Here is a 22,590-nt window from a genome sequence, read left to right on the forward strand (position 1 = left end):
ATCTGTTCGTTCTCAATTTTTTCCTAAGGATTCCCTGTCACATTCACCGACAAGCGCGTGACTGCGGCGAAAATGCAGCGGCGAATGCGCATTCAGGCCACATCGAGGAAATTATGCGCGAAATCTCGCCGAAAGGACTTGAATATTGAACGACACGAAAAATCAGGGCTTGGTCATTGATTCCTGCTGTGCCATACAATTCGCACATCTTGGGGATGATACGGAATGTTGCGGGACAGCAACAACAGGTAGGCTACGGGACAGGCGATTGAAACAATGACAGAAATCAGTTCAACTGGCATCTCGCGGCGTGGCGTTCTGCTGGCGTTCGCGGCAACGGCCGTGTCAGCGGCTCCCACTTTTTCGAATGCAGCCGGGTTTCTACGTGGCGCGGGCGATATTCGCCGGATCCGTCTGGTTTCGCCGCGCACCGGTGAGCGGCTCGATACGATTTACTGGATTGAGGGCGACTACCTGAAGGAAGCGGTCCGCGAGATTTCGCTCTTCATGCGCGACTGGCGCACCAATCAGGTCCGCGACATCGACATTCGCACCATCGACATCATGGCCGCCAGTCACAATCTTCTTGACGTCTCCGAGCCCTACACGCTCTTGAGCGGCTATCGCAGCCCCCAGACCAACGCCATGTTGCGCAGCCGATCCAGCGGCGTTGCCCGCAATTCCCGGCATATGGTCGGCGAAGCGGCCGACCTGCGCCTTGGCAGCCGCTCGGTCAGCCAGATTTACCGCGCGGGCGTGGCCTGTGGCGGCGGCGGTGTCGGGCGCTACTCAGGCAGCAATTTCGTGCATATGGATTGTGGTCCGGTCCGTACGTGGGGCCGTTGAACCGCAGGCTCTGACATGGCACAAACGAAAAACCGGCCCTGAGGCCGGTTTTCTTTTTCATGGAACAGACTGCCATCACCTTCAGGCGAATTTCGCGTTCCGCGCTGCCTGCAACCGGGCGAAATCATCCCCGGCATGATAGCTGGACCGCGTGAGAGGTGACGCCGAAACCATCAGGAACCCTTTGCCATAGGCTGCCTTTTCATAGGCGGCAAATTCATCCGGATGCACGAAACGGTCAACCGCATGATGCTTGGGCGTTGGCTGCAGATATTGGCCGATAGTCAGGAAATCTATTCCTGCTGCGCGCATGTCGTCCATCACCTGATGCACGGACTGCCGATCCTCGCCAAGCCCCACCATGATCCCCGATTTGGTGAACAGCGTGGGATCCAGTTCCTTGACCCGCTGCAAGAGACGCAGGGAATGGAAATACCGCGCACCGGGGCGCACGGTCGGATAGAGCCCTGGCACGGTTTCGAGATTGTGATTGAACACATCCGGCTTGGCGGCCACCACGGTTTCCAGCGCGCCCTCATCGCAATGCAGGAAATCGGGCGTCAGAATCTCGATCGTCGTCCCGGGTGCGCGGTGCCGGATCGCACGAATGGTCTGGGCAAAGTGCTCGGCCCCGCCATCCGCAAGGTCGTCACGGTCAACGCTGGTCACGACCACATGTTTCAGTCCCAGTTTCGACACGGCATCGGCCACGCGCCCCGGTTCGAACGCGTCGAGCGTTTGCGGCTTGCCGGTCGCCACATTGCAAAAGGTGCAGCCCCGCGTGCAAATCTCGCCCATGATCATCATGGTGGCATGCCCCTGGCTCCAACATTCGCCAGCGTTGGGACAGCCTGCCTCCTCACAGACCGTCACCAGCTTGTGCTCGCGCATGATCCGGTGCGTTTCGAAATAGGCTTTGCTGGTCGGCGCCTTCACCCTTATCCAGTCCGGCTTGCGCGGCTGGGCGTTATCGGGGCGATGCGCCTTTTCAGGATGGCGTTGGTCCGGAAGTTTGAGATCGCGCACGAATTTTTCCCCGCGAATGAATTGGTAAGGCTTCGCTAGTATAAGTCATAGCGATGGAGAGTGCCAGTCACGCAGCGTTACATCCCGACGTCTGCGCCATGGGTAAAGAGTATCCATCGCGCTTAGTGAGTGTCCCTGTAAATGTCGGCCTGCGTCGCTTGCGGCGCAGGTCGCGTTACGGTGGCGGCGTTCGGTACATCTGTCCGCGCAAGAGCAATAAGCGCGTCCCCAACCGTTTCCAGAACCTCGGCCAGTTTCTCGAACCAGACCTCGTCGTGCGTGCTCTGACGGCGCACCAGCACGATCTGGCGGGCGGGTTCTGGCGGGTCGAACCGGCGCAGATGGATGCCCGGCGCGGCCTGCACTTCGGTTGCCGCCGCAATCTCGGGCATGAGCGTCAGGCCAAATCCCGCCGCCACCAGCCGTGACAACGTGCCGAGGGATGAGGCCCCCATGTCGATCTGCGCATGGCCCCGGCCCCGACCGCAGACCTCCAGCGCCTGATCGGTCAGACAGTGCCCCTCTTCCAGCAACAGCAGCGGGCTATGGACGAGCGAGGTGGGGCGCAACGCCTCGGCACCCTGCCCGAGTGCCGACAACCGGACCGAGGTGCCCGCCAACAAGAACCGATCTTCGAACAACAACCGCTCGCGCAGCCCCTCGGCCCCGACCGGCCGCGCCAGAATCGCGGCGTCAAGCTGCCCGCTCTGGATATCCGCGATCAACTGGTCGGTCTTGGCCTCGCGCACCTGCACATCGAGCGAGATGTCGCGGCTGCGCAGCGCCTCGAGCACGCCGGGCAGGATATAGGGCGCGATGGTCGGGATAATGCCCAAAGACAGCCGCCCAGCCAGCCCGCCTTGCCAGCGCGCTGCCTCGGTCAACGCCTGCATCTCGTCCAGAACGCGCTGCGCATGGGCCAGTATAAGACGGCCAAACGGGGTCAACACGACATCGCGCGCGCGGCGTTCCACCAGTTTTTGACCAAGCGTTGTTTCCAACTCCTTGATCTGAACCGATAGCGCCGGCTGCGAAATATTGACCACCTCTGCCGCGCGCCCGAAATTGCGTTGTTCGGCAAGCGCCTTGAAATAGCCAAGCTGTCGCAGAGTGATGTTCATATCTTCAGCTTATGGCTAACCAACCCAAGGACAACCCTGAATTATCGCATGACAGGTTTGCAGCCAGCGCGCTCATTCGCCGTCAGCCGATCAAGCCGCCCGCGTCGCCCAGCCTCTCGTAATGTTGCTTGAGCCGTTGCAGCGCGATACGCAACACGATCTTGCCTGACCGCGCAGACCACCCCATTTTCTTTTCGGCGCGCTCCAGCCCTTCCATGTAGCAACAGCAGCGTAGCACCACATCCCCCAACCCCGGCCCCAACTCACGCAACGCCTCCAGAACGCGTAGGCGGGCCGCCTCGGCATCATATCCCCGCGAGACGGAGGGGCTGGCTTGGTCGTCGACATGGCTCAGGAAATGATCCCAGTTCTGCGTGACCCGCGGCGCCATATGGGCCAGTTCGAAATCCTCTCTCAGCCGTTCGCCCGCGCGTACAAGGTCCGACGTCAAGAACCGGCTACCGTCCTTGTCGCGTCGTCGGGCCAGTGCCACGAGCGGCGAGTCGACCATCCCATAACGCGCGCGCCGCCCGCTTGCCCCCGAGGCGGGGCGCGCCACCGCGCGGCCCGACGCCATCACCGGCCCGTCGCCGAACCCGCTTGCCTGATTTTCCGCCTCTGCCAGCATCAGGCTCAGCGCGTTGCGGCCCGTTGCGGTGATATGGTAGCGCGCGATGCGCCCCGGCGCGTCACAGGCCACCCAACCTTTGAGCGCCATTGCCTCGGCCACTTGGCGCTCGACCACGGCCGTGCGCAGGGTCTGACCGATGCCAGTGTCACGCACCACCACGGCCTTGTCCATATCGGCAGAGACAGCCAACAGAGCGCCCGCCTCACACAGGCGGCGCAAGACGCGCTGCGCCTCAGATTTCAACCGGAGTTCAGTCAACTCAAGCGCCTGATCTTTTTGCGAGATGGTCTGGGATGTCATCGGGGCCTCCTTGGCAGGAGAACCGGGCATCTTGTCATGGCTGACCCTCTGGCCAAGCCGCCGCAGCGCCTCATCCACCAAGAGATCATCGCGGCGGGTCTCATAGGCGCGGATCTGGCGCATCACGGTCGAGGCATGCCGCCCCGCGTGCCGCGCCAATGCCCGGATCGGCGTGCCGGATTCGGTATGGGCCAGATAGTGCAGCGCCGCTTCCGGCACCCAGGACGGCACGTCATGCAAAATGGTTCTGAATGCATACCCCTCGTGCACCGCCCGTCCCCCAGATTTTCGGCCATCCGGCACCAGATCGCAACCTGGCAACTTACCCACAGAGTTATCCACAACTTAAGAGTGCAAAGATTACCGGTTCGTTAATTGTTTCCAGAAATGCAACCTTCATTGACAAATCGTAAACAAATCCAAAGCCCTGCGCGCGCCGCAGCACCCCAAAACGCAACAGCCATCCAACCTGTGCGACGAAGCATATGCACGATCACAGGAGCCTCTCATGCATGATATTCTCGGAACCCTCCGGGCGCTGCGCCGCCCCCCGCTGCTGATCCGCGCCGCGCGCATCGGTCTGCAAGACTATCGCCGCGAGGTGCATTTGCGGCGCTTGCTCCGCGATGGCCCCCTCCCTCAGAGCGCCACGGCGCTGATCCGCCTGCTGGAGACCGAAGCCGCTCTGGATGAGGAACGCCGCCTTGACAATTCGGCCTATTCTCCCGCGCGCCACGTTGAGGTGCTGATCGCAATGATGGGCGAGGCACGGGATATTGCAATCGCCCCGTCCCTGATCGAGACCTGACAAAAAAGCGCGCCGCAAACGGGTGCGGCGCGCTCTTTTTTACATCAGGTCTTGGGTCTTTTAGCTGAATGCATCCGGCATTTCGGCCTTGCGCTTGGCGACATAGGCCGCAAGCGCTTCGGCAATCGCCGGATCAAGCGGCGGCTGCTGATAATCCGCCAAGAGCTTGTGAACCCGGGCATTGGCCAGAACCATCGTGTCGCGCTCGCCCTCATCCGCCCAGGTCTCGAACGGCTTGTAATCCAGCAAGTCAGACCGCCAGAAGGCGGATTTGAAATTCGCCTGCGTATGCGCGCAGCCGAGATAATGCCCGCCCGGTCCGACCTCGCGGATGGCATCCATCGCCTGTGCCTCTTCATCAACCTGCACGCCGCGCGCCAGATGGTGAAGCGTGCCCAACTGATCGGCATCCATCACGAATTTCTCGAACGAGGACACCAGCCCCCCCTCCAGCCAACCGCAGGAATGCAGCATGAAGTTGACGCCTGACAACAGGCCCACGTTGAGGCTGTTGGCCGTCTCATAGGCGGCTTGCGCATCCGGCAGTTTCGAGCCGTTGAACGACCCCGAGGACCGGAACGGCAGCCCCAGACGCCGCGCCAATTGACCCGCACCATAGGTGATATGTGCGGCCTCCGGCGTGCCGAATGTCGGCGCACCCGAATTCATGTCGATCGAGGTCACAAAAGCGCCAAAGATCATCGGCGCGCCGGGGCGCACAAGCTGGCTATAGGCAATGCCCGCCAGAACCTCGGCCAGAACCTGCGTCAGCGTGCCCGCCACCGAAACCGGTGCCATGGCCCCGCCCACGATAAAGGGCGACAGGATGCAGGCCTGATTGTTGGCAGCATAGATTTCCAGCGACCCCATCATGACATCGTCAAACGTCATCGGCGAGTTCACGTTGATGAGCGACGTCATGACAGTGTTGTTCTGCACGAACTCCTCTCCAAAGAGGATGTTGCACATATCGACGCTGTCTTGCGCGCGGCTAGGCTCTGTCACCGATCCCATAAAGGGCTTGTCCGACAGGGTCATATGCGCCAGCAGCATATCAAGATGGCGTTTATTCACCGGAATATCGGTGGGTTCACACACCGTGCCGCCAGAATGGTGCAACCATTTCGACATATAGCCCAGCTTCACGAACTTGCGAAAATCCTCCATCGTTGCATAGCGGCGGCCGCCTTCCATGTCGCGCACGAAGGGCGGACCATAGACCGGTGCCAGAACCAGCGACTTGCCACCGATTTCCACCGTGCGCTCGGGGTTGCGCGCATGCTGGATAATCCGCGACGGGGCGGTCGCGCAGAGTTGCCGCGCCAGACCGCGCGGAATACGCACGCGCTCGCCCTGCACATCGGCACCCGCTGCGCGCCAACGCTCCAGCGCCGCCGGGTTCTGCACAAAGTTCACGCCAACCTCTGCCAGCACCGTTTCGGCATTGGCTTCGATGATCTCTAGCGCCTCTTCGGTCAGGACCTCGAAATTGGGAATGTTGCGCTCGATATAGCGCGCGGTCTCGATGCTGACGGCGGTGCGTTCGGCGCGGCGCGCGGCCCCGCCGCCGCCCCGGGACCGTCTGCTGCTCAGTGCTGCTTCTGACATGGATGCACCCTTCGTGTGTGGTCAATTGCAATAGCCAAGGCTCCCGCCTCAGGGCAGGTCTACTGTGGTCATACCTGTTTGCCCGCCGCCTTCAGGCGAAGATTCCGGCGATTGCGGGGAAAAAGCGACACGCGTCGCAGATCAATTCCCCCCAGAACGCGATTGATTTCGACACACAGAAAAGTGAATGTCAGAATATATTCACAAACCCTAATGGTTTAGCCTGAGCCTGATCTTTTCAGCACCAACACTTCTGGTCTGGAAAAGCGCGGGACAAACTGACAGATGCGGTTAAACTGCACTGCATCGCGAGGGATTGTATGATGAAAATACGTTTCGGCCATTTGGCCAAGGTGTGTGCCCTGATCAGTGCAGCAATGCTAGCCAGCCCCGCAACAGCCACCAACGGCTATTTCGCCAATGGATATGGCGGCCAGTCCAAGGGCATGGCCGGTGCGGGCGTCGCGGTGCCCACGGGCGTTCTTGGCATGGCGCAAAATCCGGCGACGGGCGTCAAAGTGGGCAATCAGGCCGGCTTTTGCCTGACCACGTTTTCACCCAACCGCGATGTGGAAATCGCGCCGGGTGGCCCGCTGACCCCCGGCACTCACAAGAGCCAGAATGACGTCTTCTTCATTCCCTGCGGCGGCGCCAACTGGAAGCTCGATGACCGCTCATCGCTTGGTGCCTTCGTCTTTGCCAATGGCGGCATGAACACTGAATACGACACGAATTTTCTTGCCGGTCTCGGCGCAGGCTCCGCACCGCTTGGGGTCAATCTCGAACAGGCGTTCATCACCCTGAACTACGCCCGCAAGGTGAATGACCGCCTGTCCCTCGGAATTGCGCCCATTCTCGCGGTCCAACGGTTCAAGGCGCAGGGCTTGCAGGCTTTTTCGGGCCTCTCGGTCAGCCCCGGCGATGTGACCAATCGCGGTCACGACTGGTCCACCGGCTTTGGCGTGAACCTTGGCCTTCTCTACGAGGCCAGTCCAGAGTGGACCATCGGCGCGGCCTACCGCAATGAAATCCAGATGTCCAAGTTCAGCCGCTACAAGGGCCTTTTTGCCGAGGGCGAATTCGACGTGCCCGCCATGTTGACCCTTGGCGCGGCCTATACCCCCGCCTCTGCGCCACAATGGACGATCACGGGCGAATATCAGCGCATTTTCTATGGCAATGTAAAATCCATCGCCAACCCGAGCGCACCTCCGAATGGCCCGCTTGGCGCGCCGAACGGTGTAGGCTTTGGCTGGCAGGATATTGATGTCTGGCGTCTCGCGGCCATCTGGCGGACATCGGACAAGCTCACGCTGCGCACCGGTGTCAGCTATTCGACCGAGTTCATCAAGAACGATGGCGACGTGGTGATCAACACCATCGCGCCCGGCACGCCGCAATGGCATCTCTCTGCGGGCGGCAGCTACAAGATCGACGATCATTGGTCTTTCACGTTCTCCTACACCCATGCGTTTTCCAACAGCTTCTCTGGGGCGAATCCCGCGCTGACGGGCGTCGCGCAGCCGGTGAAAATACGCATGCACCAGCACGAGATTGCTACAGGCCTCAGCTATCGCTGGTAAGGCGCGCTGCTTTCGCTTGCACAGGCGCGGGACGCCAATTACTAGGCAGGACATGAGCCAGATATCCCATGACCGCCTCCTCATCATCGACTTTGGCAGCCAGGTGACGCAGCTGATCGCGCGGCGCCTGCGCGAGCTGAATGTTTATTGCGAAATCCACCCTTATCAAAAGGTGACGGATGCCTTTTTGAGGGAAATGGCGCCGCGCGCGATCATCTTTTCCGGCGGCCCTGACAGCGTGATGCGCGAGGGCAGCCCGCGCCCGCCACGCGCAGCCTATGATCTTGGCGTGCCGATCCTTGGCATCTGCTATGGCCAACAGGTGATGATGCAGGATCTGGGCGGCAAGGTGGAAGCCGGAGAGCACGCCACCGCCGAGTTCGGGCGGGCCTATGTGACCCCCACCGGGGTTGCCAGCGGCTTTGTCGAAGGCTGGTTCGACGCCGGTGCGCGCGAGCAGGTCTGGATGAGCCATGGCGATCATGTCTCTGAAATCGCTCCCGGATTCGAGGTCTTGGGCACGTCGCCCGGTGCCCCCTTCGCGATCACCGCCGATCAGGCGCGCCGCTTTTACGCGGTGCAGTTTCACCCAGAGGTGCATCACACCCCGAACGGGGCGCGGCTGTATGAGAATTTCGTGCGTCTGGCCGGCTTTAAAGGCGACTGGACGATGGGTGCCTATCGCGAAGAGGCGATTGCCAAAATCCGCGCTCAAGTGGGCGACAAGCGGGTGATCTGCGGCCTCTCGGGCGGGGTCGACAGCTCGGTTGCCGCCGTTCTGATCCACGAGGCCATCGGCGATCAGCTGACTTGCGTCTTTGTCGATCACGGTCTGCTGCGACAGGGCGAGGCCGAAGAGGTCGTGGCCATGTTCCGCGACAATTACAACATCCCCCTCATCCACGCGGATGAGGCCGATCTTTTCCTGGGTGAGCTTGAGGGCGTAAGTGACCCGGAGATAAAGAGAAAAACCATCGGCCGCCTGTTCATTGACGTATTCCAGAAATACGCCGGGCAAATCGAGGGCGCCGAGTTTCTTGCCCAGGGCACTCTTTACCCCGATGTGATCGAAAGCGTCAGTTTTTCCGGCGGTCCCTCTGTGACCATCAAGTCGCATCACAATGTCGGCGGCCTGCCCGAGAAAATGGGCCTGAAACTGGTCGAGCCGTTGCGCGAGCTTTTCAAGGACGAGGTTCGTGCCTTGGGGCGTGAATTGGGCCTGCCCCAGAGCTTCATAGGCCGTCATCCTTTCCCCGGCCCCGGTTTGGCCATCCGCTGCCCCGGCGAGATCACCCGCGAAAAGCTCGAGATCCTGCGCAAGGCCGATGCCGTCTATATCGACCAGATTCGCAAGCACGGGCTTTACGATGAAATCTGGCAGGCCTTCGTCGCAATCTTGCCGGTGCGCACCGTCGGTGTGATGGGCGACGGGCGCACCTATGATTTCGCCTGCGCGCTGCGCGCGGTGACGAGCGTGGATGGGATGACGGCGGATTACTACCCCTTCACCCACGAGTTTCTGGGCGAAACCGCAACGCGCATCATCAACGAGGTCAAGGGTATCAACCGCGTGACCTATGACATCACCTCGAAACCTCCGGGAACAATCGAGTGGGAGTGATCCGGCTCACCGGCACGCTCACTTGCGCGCCCGCAGAGGCCGAAACCGTGCGCGCCGCCCTGCCCGAGCATATCCGCCTCAGCCGCGCCGAACCTGGCTGCCTTGCGTTTGACGTGACCGAAACCGCGCGATGCGAATTCACCGTGGCCGAGCGGTTCGTTGACCGCGCAGCCTTTGATGCGCACCAGGCCCGCACCCGAGCGAGCGACTGGTGGCGCGTCACCTCACACATGCCGCGCAGCTTCGAAGTGGTCGAAGAATGAGCCTCGCGGCACCCGCGCCCGCGCCGCAAACCCTGCGCGCCGCGCTCTGGATGCTGGGCGCGGTCGCTTCCTTCTCCTCCATGGCGGTTGCAGGCCGCGCAGTCAGTTTTGAACTCGATACGTTCGAGATCATGATGTATCGCAGCATCGTGGGCTTTGTCCTCGTGCTTGGCGTCGCCCGCCTGACCGGCCAGATCGGCACCATCACCACGCGCAGCCCCGGCACGCATGTCATTCGCAATCTGTGCCACTTCACCGGGCAGAACCTGTGGTTCTACGCCATCACCGTGATTCCGCTGGCCCAGGTCTTTGCCCTCGAATTTACCGCGCCCCTGTGGGTTCTGATCCTCTCGCCTCTTGTCCTCGGCGAACGTCTGACCGGGACCCGCGCCCTCGCCGCCGTGATCGGCTTTGCCGGGATCCTCATCGTCGCGCGCCCAAGCCCCGAGACGCTCAACATGGGCACTCTCGCCGCGGCCGCCGCCGCCATCGGCTTTGCCGGCTCCATCCTGATGACCAAGCGCCTGACCCGGACCGAGACCCTCACCTGCATTCTGTTCTGGATGACCTTGCTGCAAATCGGGCTTGGCTTGGCCTGCGCCGGGTATGATGGCGACATCGCTGTGCCCTCGCTCACCTCTGCCCCATGGCTGGTGCTGATCGGCTGCGCGGGACTCGTGGCGCATTTCTGTTTGACCACGGCACTCTCGCTCGCCCCCGCCACCCTGGTCACGCCGGTAGATTTTTTGCGCCTGCCCGTGATCGCGATCATCGGTGTTTTGGTGTATGCGGAACCTGTTGACGCATTTGTGATCTTGGGTGCGCTTGTAATCTTTGGCGCGAATTACCTCAATCTTTGGCGCGAAACGCGCAAAAGCGCCTGAATACGCGCTTTTTTCCCCAATAAGGTGTGTCCCACACGCCACCCGCCGCCACGTCTCAATTCGTGACGCCGCGTCAAAGATTGACCAGATTCGGCGTAACGGTAATGTGACGTCAATAACTCTGGAGGAGAGGGACATCATGAAGACGACCTGGCTCGCGGCGACAGTGATCGCCGCTACCGCATCAACGGCCTTTGGCGGCGAAATCGAACGTCGGGGCGATCCCTCGATGATCCTGTTCGAAAAGGGCAAGAATTATCTCGAGTTTTCGGCCGCCACAGTCGACCCATCGGTTTCGGGCACGCCCCGTCCGGGTATTCCGACCCCGGCGACCGGCAATATCCAGAAGCGGTATCAGTCCTTTGCGGGCGGTTACAAGCACGACCTCAATGACCGCGTGTCGCTGGCCCTCGTGATCGACGAGCCTGTTGGCGCCTCGGTCGATTACGGCGCGCTGCCTGCCGCCTTGGGCGGGTCGTTCTTTGGCGGGTCGAATGCAGAGGTGAACGCCATCGCATTCACGGGCCTCGCAAAGTACAAGGCCACGGACCGGTTCAGCGTTTACGGCGGTCTGCGCTATGTCGGCCTCTCGGGCAATATTACCGTCATTTCGCCCGCCACCCTCGGCAGTGCGGTCCCCGCCCCCGGCGCGCCCTACACCCTCGGCGTGGCCAAGGATTTCCAGCTGGGCTACCTGCTTGGCGCGGCCTATGAAATCCCTGATATCGCCCTGCGTGTGGCGCTGACCTACGAATCCAAGACCGAGCACGATTTCAAGGACAACACCGGCGCGAATTTCCAGGTGGAACTGCCGCAATCTTTCACGCTGCATGCGCAATCCGGTATCGCCAAGGATACGCTGCTCTTTGGCTCGGTCAGATGGCGGGAATGGTCGAAGTTCGCCGTTCAGCCGGGCGACTTCTTCTCGGTGGCCACCGGCGTTCCGGTCAACGTGCCGATCGCCAGCGGTCCGAGCGACATCTGGACCTATGAGCTGGGTATCGGTCGCCGGTTCAACGAAAACTGGAGCGGTGCGCTGATCCTTGGCTATGAAAAGGACGAAGGCGACATCGTGGGCAACCTTTCCGGTAAGGACGGCTATTTCAGCTACGGCCTTGCCGCCACCTATGAAACCGAGGCTTGGGAAGTCACCGCAGGCATTCGCTATTTCGATATCGGCGACGCCAATTCCAACGTGACCGCCTTCTCTGGCAGCGATGCCATCGCCATCGGCACCAAGGTCGCCTTCCGCTTCTGAGCGCTCTGACCTCGCAGATTCAGGCCCCGCCCCTCATCCGGGCGGGGCTTTTGCATGATTGCATTTGACCCCGCGCCACGCGCTTTGTACCAAGCCCGCGAGAGGGAGCAGTCATGATCTATACTTCGGCCCAAGACTGGCGCGACGCCACGCATAAACGGGTGCTGTTCTACGGCATGTCCGGGCTTGGCAAGACGCATCTTTCCAACATGCTTCGCGACGCCGGCGACTGGTTTCACTATTCCATCGATTACCGCATCGGCACGCGCTACATGGGCGAGCTGATCGCCGACAACGCCAAGGCGCATGCGATGCAGGTGCCCTTCCTGCGCGACCTGCTGCTCTCGGATTCGATCTATATCGGCTCCAACATCACCTTCAACAATCTTACCCCGGTCTCGACCTATCTGGGCAAGCCGGGGAACCCGGCCAAGGGCGGCCTGCCCATCGACGAATACCGCATCCGGCAGGAACAGTTCCGGCAGGCGGAAATTCACGCTCTTATGGATACCGCCTATTTCATCCGTCGCGCGGGTGCCCTTTATGGCTATCCGCATTTCATCTGCGACACCGGCGGCTCGATCTGCGAATGGGTGGACGGGGACGATCCCGCCGATCCGATCCTGACCGAACTCTCGGCGCATTGCCTTCTCATCTATATCGAAGGGTCCGAAGCGCATACCGCCGAACTCATCCGCCGTTTTGATCGCGCGCCCAAGCCGATGGCCTATCAGCCCAAGTTCCTCGATTCGGCCTGGACGGAATATCTAAGCGAAAACAAATGCCAAGAGAGCGAAGTTGATCCTGACAGTTTCATTCGCTGGACCTATGCGCGCGCGCTCGCCCATCGTCAGCCGCGCTATGAGGCGATGGTCAAATGGGGCGTGAGCGTAAGCGCCAACGAGGTGGCGGCGGTCAAGAACGCGCAAGACTTCGAGGGGCTGATCGCCACCGCCCTTGAGCGCCGCGCCGCCACGCCTATCTAAGGCCAGACAATCAAGGAACACCGCCCTATGCCCATCAAGATCCCCGCCGACCTGCCCGCCTATGACGTGCTCACGCGCGAAGGCGTGTCGGTCATGGACCCGGATCAGGCAGCACGGCAGGATATCCGCCCGCTGCGCATCGGCCTCCTCAACCTCATGCCGAAAAAGATTCAGACCGAAAACCAGTTCGCCAGGTTGATCGGGGCCACGCCGCTGCAGATCGACTTTGACCTGATCCGCATGAGCGAGCATCAGACCAAGAACACCGCCGCCGAGCATATGGAGAGCTTTTATCGCCCTTTTGACGAGGTCGCCGCCTCTGGCGACAAATACGATGGCCTCATCATCACCGGCGCGCCGATCGAGCATCTCGATTTCGACGCCGTGACCTATTGGGCAGAGCTGGAGCGTGTCTTTGACTGGACCCAGACCCACGTGCATTCGACCTTTGGCGTCTGCTGGGGCGGGATGGCGATGATCAACCATTTTCATGGGGTGAAAAAGCACATGCTGCCCGCCAAGGCGTTCGGGTGCTTCCGGCATCGCAACATGGCCCCTGCCTCGCCCTATCTGCGCGGGTTTTCCGACGATTGCGTGATCCCCGTCAGCCGCTGGACTGAAATGAAGCGCGCCGAGATCGAGGCTGTGCCAGGTCTCAGGATCCTTCTCGACAGCGACGAGGTCGGCCCCTGCCTGGTCGAAGATACCACGCGCCGCGCGCTCTATATCTTCAACCATTTCGAATATGACAGCGACACGCTCAAACAGGAATATGACCGGGACGTCGCCAATGGCACGCCTATCAATGTGCCCTGCAATTACTATCCCGGCGACGATCCCGCGCGCCCGCCCCAGAACCGCTGGCGCAGCCACGCGCATCTTCTCTATGGCAACTGGGTGAACCAGATCTATCAAACGACCCCGTTCGATATGAATGCCATTGGCGGTTAAATCCCTGATCCTGCTCGCGGCCTGCCTGGCCGCGCTCTGGGGCTGGACCCAGCATCGCGCGCGCAGCCACGAGGCACGCGCCGAGGCGGCCTTTCCCCCCGAAGGACAGATCATCACGGTCCAAGGCCACCCCGTTCATGCGGTGGTGATGGGCGAGGGCCCCGATCTCGTGCTCATTCACGGGGCCTCTGGCAACACCCGCGACATGACCTTTGATCTTGCACCACGTCTGGCGCAGGACTACCGCGTGATCGTTTTCGACCGGCCCGGACTTGGATTTACCGCGCGGATCAATTGCACCGGTGCCACGATCACTCAGCAGGCGGCCCTCCTGCAAGAGGCGGCGGCGCAGCTGGGGGCCGACAAACCGATCGTGCTGGGCCACAGCTATGGGGGCGCCGTGGCGCTTGCCTGGGCTGTGACGCAGCCCGATCACATCGCGGCGATGGTGAGCCTTGCCGGTCCCGCGAAACCTTGGGATGCGGGCCTCTCCACCTATTACCGCGTGCTCTCGCATCCCGTGCTGGGGCCCCTTGTGATACCGCTCCTCACGGCCTTTGTCCGCGACAGCCGCGTTGAAAATGCCGTGCAAGAGATCTTCGCGCCGCAAGAGCCGCCCGCCGACTATATGGATCAGATCGGCGCGGCGCTCACATTGCGGCGCCACTCCTTGCGCGCCAATGCCCTGCAACGCGCCAACCTGCTGCACGAGATCGAAGCGCTGCATCAGCGCTACCCCGAGATAGACATGCCCGTCGAAATCGTACATGGCACTGCCGATACCACCGTGGGCCTTTCGATCCACTCCGAGCCGCTTGCGGCGCAGGTCAAGGACGCCCATCTGACGGTTCTCGACGGCATCGGCCATATGCCGCATCACAGCGCCCCCGAGGCGGTCATCGCCGCAATCCACCGCGCCGCAACCCGCGCCGGATTGCGCCCCGCCGATTGAGCCGCCATACTGGCCCGAAACCATTGCGAGAGGCTCCATGGACCTGCCCTTTGACGGCGCAATCAGCGCCTTTTTCGAGACCGAAGCCCCCGATGCGATCCGCAAGGAAATCCGCCGAGCCGACAAGGATGACATCCTGGGCGGCGATTTCCCCTATTCCGAGGAGCTTTCGAAAAAGACCTATGAAAAAGAGATCGCAAAGCTGCAAATCGAACTGGTCAAGCTTCAGCATTGGGCCAAGGAAAGCGGCGCGCGCATTGCCATCCTCTTTGAGGGACGTGACGCGGCGGGAAAAGGGGGCACGATCAAGCGGTTCCGCGAATATCTCAACCCACGCGGCGCGCGCGTCGTGGCGCTCAGCAAACCTTCGGACGTCGAAGCGACGCAATGGTATTTCCAGCGCTATATCGACCACTTGCCCTCGGGTGGCGAAATCGTCTTCTATGACCGAAGCTGGTACAACCGCGCCGTGGTGGAAAAGGTCTTTGGCTTTTGCACTGACGCACAGCGCGAACACTTTTTTGCCCAAGTGCCGGAATTCGAGCGGATGCTCATTGATGAGGGCATTCATCTCTTCAAGATCTGGCTCAATGTCGGGCGCGCCGAGCAACTCCGCCGGTTTCTGGAGCGCGAGCAAGACCTGCTCAAGCAATGGAAGCTGAGTTGGATCGACGTTGAGGGTCTCAAGAAGTGGGACAGCTACACCGCCGCCATCGCCGAAACCCTGACCCGCAGTCATAGTGATCACGCCCCGTGGACCGTGGTCCGCTCGGATGACAAGCGGCGGGCGCGGATCGAGGCCATCCGCCATGTCCTCAGCAAACTCGACTATGCCCGCAAGGATGCCCGCGCGGTGGGCACCTGCGATCCGGGGATCGTCGGTGGTCCTGAAATCTGGCATGGGTAAACAGGGCTATCACCACGGCAATTTGCGGCAGGCTCTGGTCGAGGCCACGCTGACCCTGATTGCCGAAAAAGGGCCGCAGGGCTTTACCATGGCCGAGGCGGCCAAGCTCGCTGGCGTGTCGACCGCCGCCCCCTACCGGCATTTTTCCGGCCGCGAGGCGCTCATAGCAGAGGCCGCCCGTCAGGGCTTTGAAATCTTCGTCACCCGGATGGAGGCCGCGTTCAACGATGCCCGCCCCAATCCGCTGACGGCTTTCATGGCGACGGGGCGCGCCTATCTGGCCTTTGCCCGCTCGAATGCGGGGCATTACGTGGCGATGTTCGAATCCGGTCTGTCTGTCAATACCAACCCGGAACTGGCCGACGCGGCGGGGCGCGCGCAAGCGATCCTCACCCGCGCCGCGGCCGCCCTTTCTGCGCATTTGCCACCCGATCGCCGCCCACCTGCGGCAATGTTCGCGGCCCATGTCTGGGCGATGAGCCACGGTGTCGTCGAACTCTACGCACGCGGTGCTCCGGGGGCGCGCGCGCCCTTCCCTCCCGAAGACCTGCTTGAATCCGGGATCAGCGTCTATCTGCGCGGTCTGGGCCTCATTCCGCCGGACAGCAACGCCTGAATCAAAAAATCCGGACATACCTCTTGCATGGCGGACCTGGCATCCCACTTATGTAAATGTAAGTAACATTTACAACCAAGAAGGAGACCACATGTCCGCCATCGCCGCCTGGCCTTCACAGGCCGAATCTTGGCTTGATCGCCAAGGCAAACCCGCCTGGATCATCGCCATGATCCTTGGTTTCATCGTCTTTTGGCCCATCGGCCTCGCCCTACTCGGCTATATGATCTGGAGCAACCGCATGACCTGCCGCAGCGCAACACCCCGCTTTCAACGCCGCCACGCCACGCGCAACACCGGCAACGCCGCCTTTGACGCCTACAAGGCCGACACGCTGCGCCGCCTCGAAGAAGAGCAAGAGCAATTCGAAGCTTTCCTGCAGCGCCTGCGCGCCGCACGCGACAAGGCCGAATTCGATCAGTTCATCGACGAGCGCCGCAATCCCACACCGGCGCAGCCCACCGTCTGACGCCTGTGTCACAAAAGATAAGGGCCGCCCACTGGGCGGCCCTTTGAGTGTAATCCGATATGGATCAGCGCTTCGAGAACTGGAAGCTGCGGCGGGCCTTGGCCTTACCGTATTTCTTCCGTTCCACGACGCGGCTGTCGCGGGTCAGGAACCCGGCCGCCTTGAGCGCGCCACGCAGGGAGGGATCATAAAGCTGCAGCGCCTTGGACACGCCATGCTTGACCGCACCGGCCTGACCCGACAGACCGCCGCCGGCAACCGTCGCCATCACGTCGAACTGACCTTCGGTGCCCGACACGGTGAAGGGCTGCTTGAGGATCATCTGAAGCACGGGGCGTGCGAAATACTCGTTCATCGGCTTGCCGTTGACGACGACCTTGCCCGAACCGGGCTTGATCCAGACGCGCGCAACCGCATCTTTCCGCTTGCCCGTGGCATAGGACCGGCCAAGCGCATCGCGCACCGGCTCACGCGGAGCATCCAGAGCCACGGCTGCAGCGCTCACACCGCCAGCGACGGCTTCGAGACCTTCGAGGGATTTGATTTCGTCAGCCATCAGTAAGCCACCCGCGTATTCTTGGAGTTCATGGATTTGACGTCCAGCACCTCGGGGCTCTGGGCCTCGTGGGGGTGCTCGCCGCCTGCATAGACGCGCAGGTTGGTCATCTGCGTGCGGCTCAGGCGGTTGCCAGGCAGCATGCGCTTGACGGCCTGCATCACGACGCGCTCGGGGTATTTGCCCTCGAGGATCTCGCCGGTGGTGCGGGATTTGATGCCGCCCGGATGGCCAGTGTGCCAGTAGTTGGGCTTGTTGCGCTTGTTGCCGGTCAGCTGCACCTTGTCGGCATTGATGACGATCACGTTGTCACCCATGTCGATGTGGGGGGTAAAGCTGGCCTTGTGCTTGCCGCGCAGGCGCATGGCGATGATCGAGGCAAGACGGCCCAGAACAACGCCCTCGGCGTCGATCAGGATCCATTTCTTGTCGATATCTGCCGGGGTAGCAGAGAATGTTTTCATGTCAGGCAGAACCTTGTGCTTGGTCTTTGGTCTTGATCAGGTTTCGCACCCAATGGGCGCCTCTGATGCGATGGGCGGGTTATAATCAGTTCGATGCGCAGGTCAACCGCCATGTGTTCAAATTACACGTTCAAAAACAATGCCTTAAAAAATAGGTATTATATTACCCCAAGCCTTTCCCGCCTCACCCGTCGCAAAATACCTTCGGCGTGATCCAAAGGGCAGACCGCCCCCCGCCCGCGTCCTCACTTGGGAGGAATCGAATAGGTCAGACTTGCGCGTGCCACCGGCGTGCTCAGCCCGTCGGAATAGATCAGAACATCCCCCACCGCCAGCACCCGTCCCAGCTTGAGCAACCGGCACTCGGCGATCAGATCCACGCCCGATGCCGGTTTGCGCATGAAATCAATGCTGCAATTGGTGGTCACAGCCAATCCTTGCGGTCCAATCATCGCAAGGATTGCCAGATAGACCGACACATCGGCCAGAGCAAAGATCGACGGCCCCGAGACCGTGCCACCGGGCCGCAAATGCCGCTCTCCCACGAGGAGCCGCGTGCGCACCCGCATGTCGCCCACCTCTTCAATCGCAAACTCGCCCGAGACCTGCGGAAATTCCCGGTCCAGAAATTCCATCAGGTCTTCGGCGGTCATCTTGACGCTCATGCTTTGCTCCTTGCCTCGTTCCACGCTAGAATGGCCCCAACGCACAAAAGGTTACAAGATGGCAATTCTCGACCGCACCGACGAGGGCGCAATCGCCCGGCTTACGCTCAATTCACCCGAAAATCTCAACGCGCTCTCGGATGCGCTGCTGGTGGCCCTTCAGGCCGAATTCGACCGGCTGGCACAGGATCGCAGCATCCGCGTGATCACGATCCAGGGCGCCGGCAAGGCGTTTTGCGCTGGCCACGATCTCAAGGAGATGACAGCCGGGCGACAGGCAGAGGATGGTGGGCGCGCCTATTTCGCAGATCTCTTTGCACGCTGCGCCCGGATGATGACCACGATCCGCACCCTGCCCCAGCCCGTCATTGCGGCCCCGCACGGCATTGCCACGGCGGCAGGGTGCCAGTTGGTGGCGAGCTGCGACATGGCCGTGGCGGCGCATGGCACGCGCTTTGGCGTCAATGGCGTCAACATCGGCCTTTTCTGTTCCACCCCCATGGTGGCGCTCAGCCGTAACATCCCGCGCAAACAGGCGTTCGAAATGCTGACCACGGGCCAGTTCATCGACACCACCCGCGCCGCAGAGCTTGGCCTCATCAACCGGGCCGTTCCGGCCGAGGATCTGGAGACCGAGACCATGGCCCTCGCCCAGACCGTCGCGGCCAAACTCGGCTCTGCCGTGCGCATCGGCAAACGCGCCTTTTACGAGCAACTCGAAATGGGGCTGGAGGCTGCCTATGCCCATACCGGCGCAGTGATGGTCGAGAACATGCTCGACCGCGACACCGCCGAAGGCATCGCCGCCTTCATCGACAAACGCGCCCCCGATTGGGATCAGTGACGCCCCTTTCCAAACCAGACTCAATGGCCTAGATCGCAGCCCATGGACAAGACATTGCATATCATCGGCGGCGGCATGGCCGGGTCAGAGGCGGCGTGGCAAGCCGCCAACATGGGCGTCAACGTAGTCATCCATGAAATGCGCCCGAACGTCAAAACCTTTGCCCATCGCACCGGCGATCTGGCGGAAATGGTTTGCTCCAACTCCTTTCGCTCGGATGATGACGAACAGAACGCCGTGGGCCTTTTGCATTGGGAAATGCGCGCGGCGAACGGGCTGATCATGGCCATGGCCCATGAAAACCGTCTCCCCGCCGGGGGGGCCCTGGCAGTGGACCGGGACCGCTTTTCCCAATCGGTCACGGCGCGGCTCCTGGATCACCCCAACATCGCCGTGCGACACGATGAAATCACGGATCTTCCCGATAGCGGCCACTGGATCATCGCGACCGGCCCGCTGACCTCGGAAGGCTTGGGTCGCGCGATCGCCGCCGAAACCGGCGCCGAGGCGCTGGCCTTTTTCGACGCCATCGCGCCGATCGTGTATTACGACAGCATCGACATGACGCGCGCCTGGATGCAATCGCGCTATGACAAGGGCGAGACCGAGGCAGAGCGTACCGCCTATCTCAACTGCCCGATGGACCGCGATCAATACGAGGCCTTCATCGACGCGCTGCTGGCCGCCGACAAGACCGAGTTTCACGAGGGCGAAACGGCGGGATATTTCGACGGCTGCCTGCCCATAGAGGTCATGGCCGAACGCGGCCGCGAGACCCTGCGCCACGGCCCGATGAAGCCCGTTGGCCTGACCAATCCCCATGCGCCGGACGTCAAACCGCATGCCGTGGTGCAACTGCGCCGCGACAACGCGCTTGGCACGCTCTACAACATCGTGGGTTTTCAGACCAAGATGAAATATGGCGCGCAAACTACTGTTTTCAAAATGATTCCGGGCCTTGAGAACGCACAATTTGCGCGCCTGGGCGGCATCCATCGCAACACATTCCTCAATTCTCCGACGCTGCTTGACGCGCAGATGCGCCTGCGTTCACGCCCGCATATCCGCTTTGCCGGGCAGATTACCGGGGTCGAAGGTTATGTCGAATCCGCCGCCATGGGCCTCTTGGCGGGGCGCCTGGCCGCAGCCGAGATCCTCGGGCAAAACCTGCCTCCCGTGCCACATGACAGCGCGATGGGCGCGCTCATCCATCACATCACCGGCGGGGCCGAGGCCAAGACCTTTCAGCCGATGAACGTGAATTTCGGCCTGTTTCGCCCCCTGGATGGCATGAAAGGCGGCCGGCGCGGGCGCGTCACGCGTTACAAGGGCTACACCGACCGCGCCAAGGCGGCCTGGGGCGACTGGCTGGCCGCGCAAGACATGAGCATTGCCTCTTAACCCATTGAAAAATGTTCATAACGCGCTTTGCCCCTTCGCCGACCGGCCCGCTGCATCTGGGGCACGCCTATTCCGCGATGCTGGCGCATGACCGGGCGCTGGCAGAGGGCGGGACTTTCCTTCTGCGCATCGACGATCTGGATCAGACGCGCTGCCGCCCCGAATGGGAGGCGCAGATTTTCGACGATCTCACCTGGCTCGGTCTCGACTGGCCCCGGCCCGTGCTGCGCCAATCCACCCGCCTGCCCCATTATCGCGCTGCGCTCAAAACGCTTTGGGATCAGGGCCTTCTCTACCAATGCTCATGCAGCCGCGCCGATATTCGCGCCGCCGCCTCCGCCCCGCAAGAGGGTGCGCCGCTCTTGGGGCCCGATGGCGTGATCTATCCCGGCACCTGTCGCCCTGTGACCCCGCCGCAGGGCCCGATGCCCGAGGAGTCCGCCCTGCGCCTCGACATGGCCCGCGCCTGCGAAATACTAGATACTCCCTTGTTCTACCAAGAAAAGAACGAGATCATCACATTGCGCGATCTGCCACAGACTGTCGGGGATGTGGTGCTGGCCCGTAGGGAAATGGGGGCCTCTTATCACCTCTCGGTGGTCGTTGACGATGCCGATCAGGGGATCACCCATGTGATCCGGGGCGAAGACCTGCAAGAGGCCACGCAAATTCACGTGCTCTTGCAGCGCCTGCTGGGCCTGCCCACGCCTACCTATCATCATCACGCGCTCATCCGCGATGACGCGGGCAAGCGGCTGGCCAAACGCGACGACGCGCGCGCCATCGCCACCTACCGCGCCCAGGGGGCAAGTCCCAGAGACATCCGCGCTATGGTCGGCCTCTAGGCTTTCAGCGTTCCGGAAATCCTCATTTCGCGCCCGCCATCGGTGCCATGATCTCGGTCTCGTCGCCGTCCCTCACGGCTGTGTAGAAACACGAGCGGCGGTTGGTGTGACAGGCCGGACCGCTCTGGCGGACCTGCACCAACAGGCAATCGCGGTCACAATCAACACGCATTTCGATCAGTTCCTGAACATGACCCGAGGTTTCGCCCTTGACCCAGAACGCCTGCCGCGAGCGGCTCCAATAGGTCACGCGGCCTGTCGCGAGCGTGCGCGCAACGGCGTCCGCGTTCATCCAGGCCATCATCAGCACCTCGCCGGTTTCGGCCTCCTGGGCGATGGCAGGAATCAAGCCGTTTGCATCATACTTTAGTGTCGCCGGATCGAAGGGCATGGCGGATTTCCTTTTGCATCTGCGCGTCACGCGCCTATTTATGGGGCAACACACGAAAGGGAAAGCCATGAGCGGCGAAACCGACCTGATCAAGCTTTATTCCGCGCGGATCCTGGAACTGGCCTCTGACATACCGCATCACGGGCGTCTGGCCGATCCGCAGGCCAGCGTCAAACGCCGCGCGCCGCTCTGCGGCTCGACCGTGACCGTCGACATCCGCTGCGCGGACGGGCGCATCGCGGACTACGCGGCCGAGGTCAAGGCCTGCGCCCTTGGTCAGGCGGCGGCAAGTGTTGTGGGCCGCGCGATCATCGGCTGCGATCTCGCACAGGTGACGGCGGCGCGCGACGCCCTGCGCGAAATGCTGAAATCCGACGGCCCCACACCGCCCGCACCCTTTGACGGGCTCGAGGTTCTGCGCCCCGCGCGCGACTACAAGAACCGTCACGCCTCGATCCTCCTCACGCTCGAGGCCGCGGTCGAGGCTATGGAGACAGTGCGCGCCGAAACTTCCTGCGCCTGATCGCCCCCTCGCGCCAAAACGATCCTTTGTGAGGGCCACCCCCCCTTATCTTTCCTGAAATGCGCGCTACC

25 protein-coding genes are annotated in these 22,590 nt (G+C 61.8%); 17 read left to right on the forward strand and 8 right to left on the reverse strand.

The annotated features are described in order from the left end of the window. Window positions 1–276 precede the first annotated feature (276 nt). Complete coding sequence (locus tag MVC20_RS01680) at window positions 277–846, forward strand: DUF882 domain-containing protein (protein WP_297537809.1); 570 nt, start codon at window positions 277–279, stop codon at window positions 844–846. Window positions 847–927: 81 nt separating this feature from the next. Here the strand turns inward: MVC20_RS01680 and lipA are convergent, their stop codons facing one another. From lipA to MVC20_RS01695, 3 genes are all read right to left on the reverse strand, one after another. Continuing rightward, entirely contained in the window at window positions 928–1,890 is a 963-nt protein-coding gene (lipA, locus tag MVC20_RS01685; RefSeq protein WP_297538079.1) for a lipoyl synthase, read from the reverse strand. Window positions 1,891–1,994: 104 nt separating this feature from the next. Next, window positions 1,995–2,993: a hydrogen peroxide-inducible genes activator gene (locus tag MVC20_RS01690; protein WP_297537810.1), complete on the reverse strand. Its 999-nt coding sequence runs from the start codon at window positions 2,991–2,993 to the stop codon at window positions 1,995–1,997. A gap of 82 nt (window positions 2,994–3,075) precedes the next feature. Then, window positions 3,076–4,143 carry a DUF6456 domain-containing protein gene (locus MVC20_RS01695; RefSeq protein WP_297537811.1) on the reverse strand — a complete coding sequence of 356 codons (1,068 nt, stop codon included), beginning with the start codon at window positions 4,141–4,143 and terminating at the stop codon, window positions 3,076–3,078. Between the two features lie 289 nt (window positions 4,144–4,432). On the opposite strand from MVC20_RS01695, the gene MVC20_RS01700 reads away from it, so the two are divergent. Beyond that, window positions 4,433–4,732 (forward strand): DUF6477 family protein, encoded by a 300-nt coding sequence (locus MVC20_RS01700; RefSeq protein ID WP_297537812.1) that lies wholly within the window; start codon window positions 4,433–4,435, stop codon window positions 4,730–4,732. 60 nt (window positions 4,733–4,792) lie between these two features. Here the strand turns inward: MVC20_RS01700 and MVC20_RS01705 are convergent, their stop codons facing one another. Continuing rightward, window positions 4,793–6,340, reverse strand: a complete 1,548-nt coding sequence (locus MVC20_RS01705; protein ID WP_037269681.1) for a trimethylamine methyltransferase family protein — start codon at window positions 6,338–6,340, stop codon at window positions 4,793–4,795. Window positions 6,341–6,663: 323 nt separating this feature from the next. Between MVC20_RS01705 and MVC20_RS01710 the strand changes: the two genes are divergently transcribed. The 11 genes from MVC20_RS01710 (at window position 6,664) to MVC20_RS01760 (ending at window position 16,830) form a co-directional block, all read left to right on the forward strand. After that, window positions 6,664–7,923, forward strand: coding sequence for an outer membrane protein transport protein (locus tag MVC20_RS01710; protein ID WP_297537813.1), 1,260 nt, complete (start codon window positions 6,664–6,666; stop codon window positions 7,921–7,923). Between the two features lie 52 nt (window positions 7,924–7,975). Then, window positions 7,976–9,544, forward strand: a complete 1,569-nt coding sequence (gene guaA, locus MVC20_RS01715; RefSeq protein WP_297537814.1) for a glutamine-hydrolyzing GMP synthase — start codon at window positions 7,976–7,978, stop codon at window positions 9,542–9,544. Further along, window positions 9,541–9,807: an antibiotic biosynthesis monooxygenase gene (locus MVC20_RS01720; RefSeq protein WP_297537815.1), complete on the forward strand. Its 267-nt coding sequence runs from the start codon at window positions 9,541–9,543 to the stop codon at window positions 9,805–9,807. The genes guaA and MVC20_RS01720 overlap by 4 nt, the downstream gene beginning before the upstream one ends. After that, window positions 9,804–10,691, forward strand: coding sequence for a DMT family transporter (locus tag MVC20_RS01725; protein ID WP_297537816.1), 888 nt, complete (start codon window positions 9,804–9,806; stop codon window positions 10,689–10,691). Before MVC20_RS01720 ends, MVC20_RS01725 begins: the two co-directional genes overlap by 4 nt. 139 nt (window positions 10,692–10,830) lie before the next feature. Beyond that, a complete protein-coding gene (locus tag MVC20_RS01730; RefSeq protein WP_297537817.1) occupies window positions 10,831–11,949 on the forward strand; it encodes an outer membrane protein transport protein in 1,119 nt (372 codons plus the stop codon). 113 nt (window positions 11,950–12,062) lie between these two features. Further along, on the forward strand, window positions 12,063–12,935 hold the full coding sequence (locus tag MVC20_RS01735; protein WP_297537818.1) for an ATPase: 873 nt from the start codon (window positions 12,063–12,065) through the stop codon (window positions 12,933–12,935). 27 nt (window positions 12,936–12,962) lie between these two features. Continuing rightward, complete coding sequence (gene metA / locus MVC20_RS01740; RefSeq protein ID WP_297537819.1) at window positions 12,963–13,886, forward strand: homoserine O-succinyltransferase; 924 nt, start codon at window positions 12,963–12,965, stop codon at window positions 13,884–13,886. After that, window positions 13,870–14,838 (forward strand): alpha/beta hydrolase, encoded by a 969-nt coding sequence (locus MVC20_RS01745; protein WP_297537820.1) that lies wholly within the window; start codon window positions 13,870–13,872, stop codon window positions 14,836–14,838. Before metA ends, MVC20_RS01745 begins: the two co-directional genes overlap by 17 nt. Before the next feature lie 37 nt (window positions 14,839–14,875). Continuing rightward, window positions 14,876–15,745: a polyphosphate kinase 2 gene (ppk2, locus tag MVC20_RS01750; protein ID WP_297537821.1), complete on the forward strand. Its 870-nt coding sequence runs from the start codon at window positions 14,876–14,878 to the stop codon at window positions 15,743–15,745. Beyond that, window positions 15,738–16,361: a TetR/AcrR family transcriptional regulator gene (locus MVC20_RS01755; protein ID WP_297538082.1), complete on the forward strand. Its 624-nt coding sequence runs from the start codon at window positions 15,738–15,740 to the stop codon at window positions 16,359–16,361. The genes ppk2 and MVC20_RS01755 overlap by 8 nt, the downstream gene beginning before the upstream one ends. 91 nt (window positions 16,362–16,452) lie before the next feature. After that, a complete protein-coding gene (locus MVC20_RS01760) occupies window positions 16,453–16,830 on the forward strand; it encodes a DUF2852 domain-containing protein (RefSeq protein ID WP_297537822.1) in 378 nt (125 codons plus the stop codon). A gap of 64 nt (window positions 16,831–16,894) precedes the next feature. Here the strand turns inward: MVC20_RS01760 and rpsI are convergent, their stop codons facing one another. The 3 genes from rpsI to MVC20_RS01775 form a co-directional block, all read right to left on the reverse strand. After that, entirely contained in the window at window positions 16,895–17,386 is a 492-nt protein-coding gene (rpsI, locus tag MVC20_RS01765) for a 30S ribosomal protein S9 (RefSeq protein WP_297537823.1), read from the reverse strand. Then, window positions 17,386–17,850 (reverse strand): 50S ribosomal protein L13, encoded by a 465-nt coding sequence (gene rplM, locus MVC20_RS01770; RefSeq protein ID WP_297537825.1) that lies wholly within the window; start codon window positions 17,848–17,850, stop codon window positions 17,386–17,388. Before rplM ends, rpsI begins: the two co-directional genes overlap by 1 nt. 245 nt (window positions 17,851–18,095) lie before the next feature. Then, window positions 18,096–18,515 carry a PaaI family thioesterase gene (locus MVC20_RS01775; RefSeq protein WP_297537827.1) on the reverse strand — a complete coding sequence of 140 codons (420 nt, stop codon included), beginning with the start codon at window positions 18,513–18,515 and terminating at the stop codon, window positions 18,096–18,098. A 58-nt stretch (window positions 18,516–18,573) separates the two neighbouring features. Between MVC20_RS01775 and MVC20_RS01780 the strand changes: the two genes are divergently transcribed. From MVC20_RS01780 to gluQRS, 3 genes are read left to right on the forward strand one after another with little or no spacing between them, the layout of a single operon-like run. Beyond that, window positions 18,574–19,359 (forward strand): enoyl-CoA hydratase, encoded by a 786-nt coding sequence (locus tag MVC20_RS01780; protein ID WP_297537829.1) that lies wholly within the window; start codon window positions 18,574–18,576, stop codon window positions 19,357–19,359. A 42-nt stretch (window positions 19,360–19,401) separates the two neighbouring features. Beyond that, a complete protein-coding gene (gene trmFO, locus MVC20_RS01785; protein WP_297537831.1) occupies window positions 19,402–20,760 on the forward strand; it encodes a methylenetetrahydrofolate--tRNA-(uracil(54)-C(5))-methyltransferase (FADH(2)-oxidizing) TrmFO in 1,359 nt (452 codons plus the stop codon). Between the two features lie 11 nt (window positions 20,761–20,771). Then, window positions 20,772–21,605: a tRNA glutamyl-Q(34) synthetase GluQRS gene (gene gluQRS / locus MVC20_RS01790; RefSeq protein WP_297537833.1), complete on the forward strand. Its 834-nt coding sequence runs from the start codon at window positions 20,772–20,774 to the stop codon at window positions 21,603–21,605. 22 nt (window positions 21,606–21,627) lie between these two features. Here gluQRS and hisI read toward each other — a convergent pair whose 3' ends face one another. Next, window positions 21,628–21,996, reverse strand: a complete 369-nt coding sequence (gene hisI, locus MVC20_RS01795) for a phosphoribosyl-AMP cyclohydrolase (RefSeq protein WP_297537835.1) — start codon at window positions 21,994–21,996, stop codon at window positions 21,628–21,630. A gap of 67 nt (window positions 21,997–22,063) precedes the next feature. Here hisI and MVC20_RS01800 point away from each other — a divergent pair, with 67 nt between their 5' ends. Further along, entirely contained in the window at window positions 22,064–22,519 is a 456-nt protein-coding gene (locus tag MVC20_RS01800) for an iron-sulfur cluster assembly scaffold protein (protein ID WP_297537837.1), read from the forward strand. Window positions 22,520–22,590 lie beyond the last annotated feature (71 nt).

Origin of the sequence: Roseovarius sp. (assembly GCF_027019125.1) — a bacterium.
Taxonomy (GTDB): Bacteria; Pseudomonadota; Alphaproteobacteria; order Rhodobacterales; family Rhodobacteraceae; genus Roseovarius.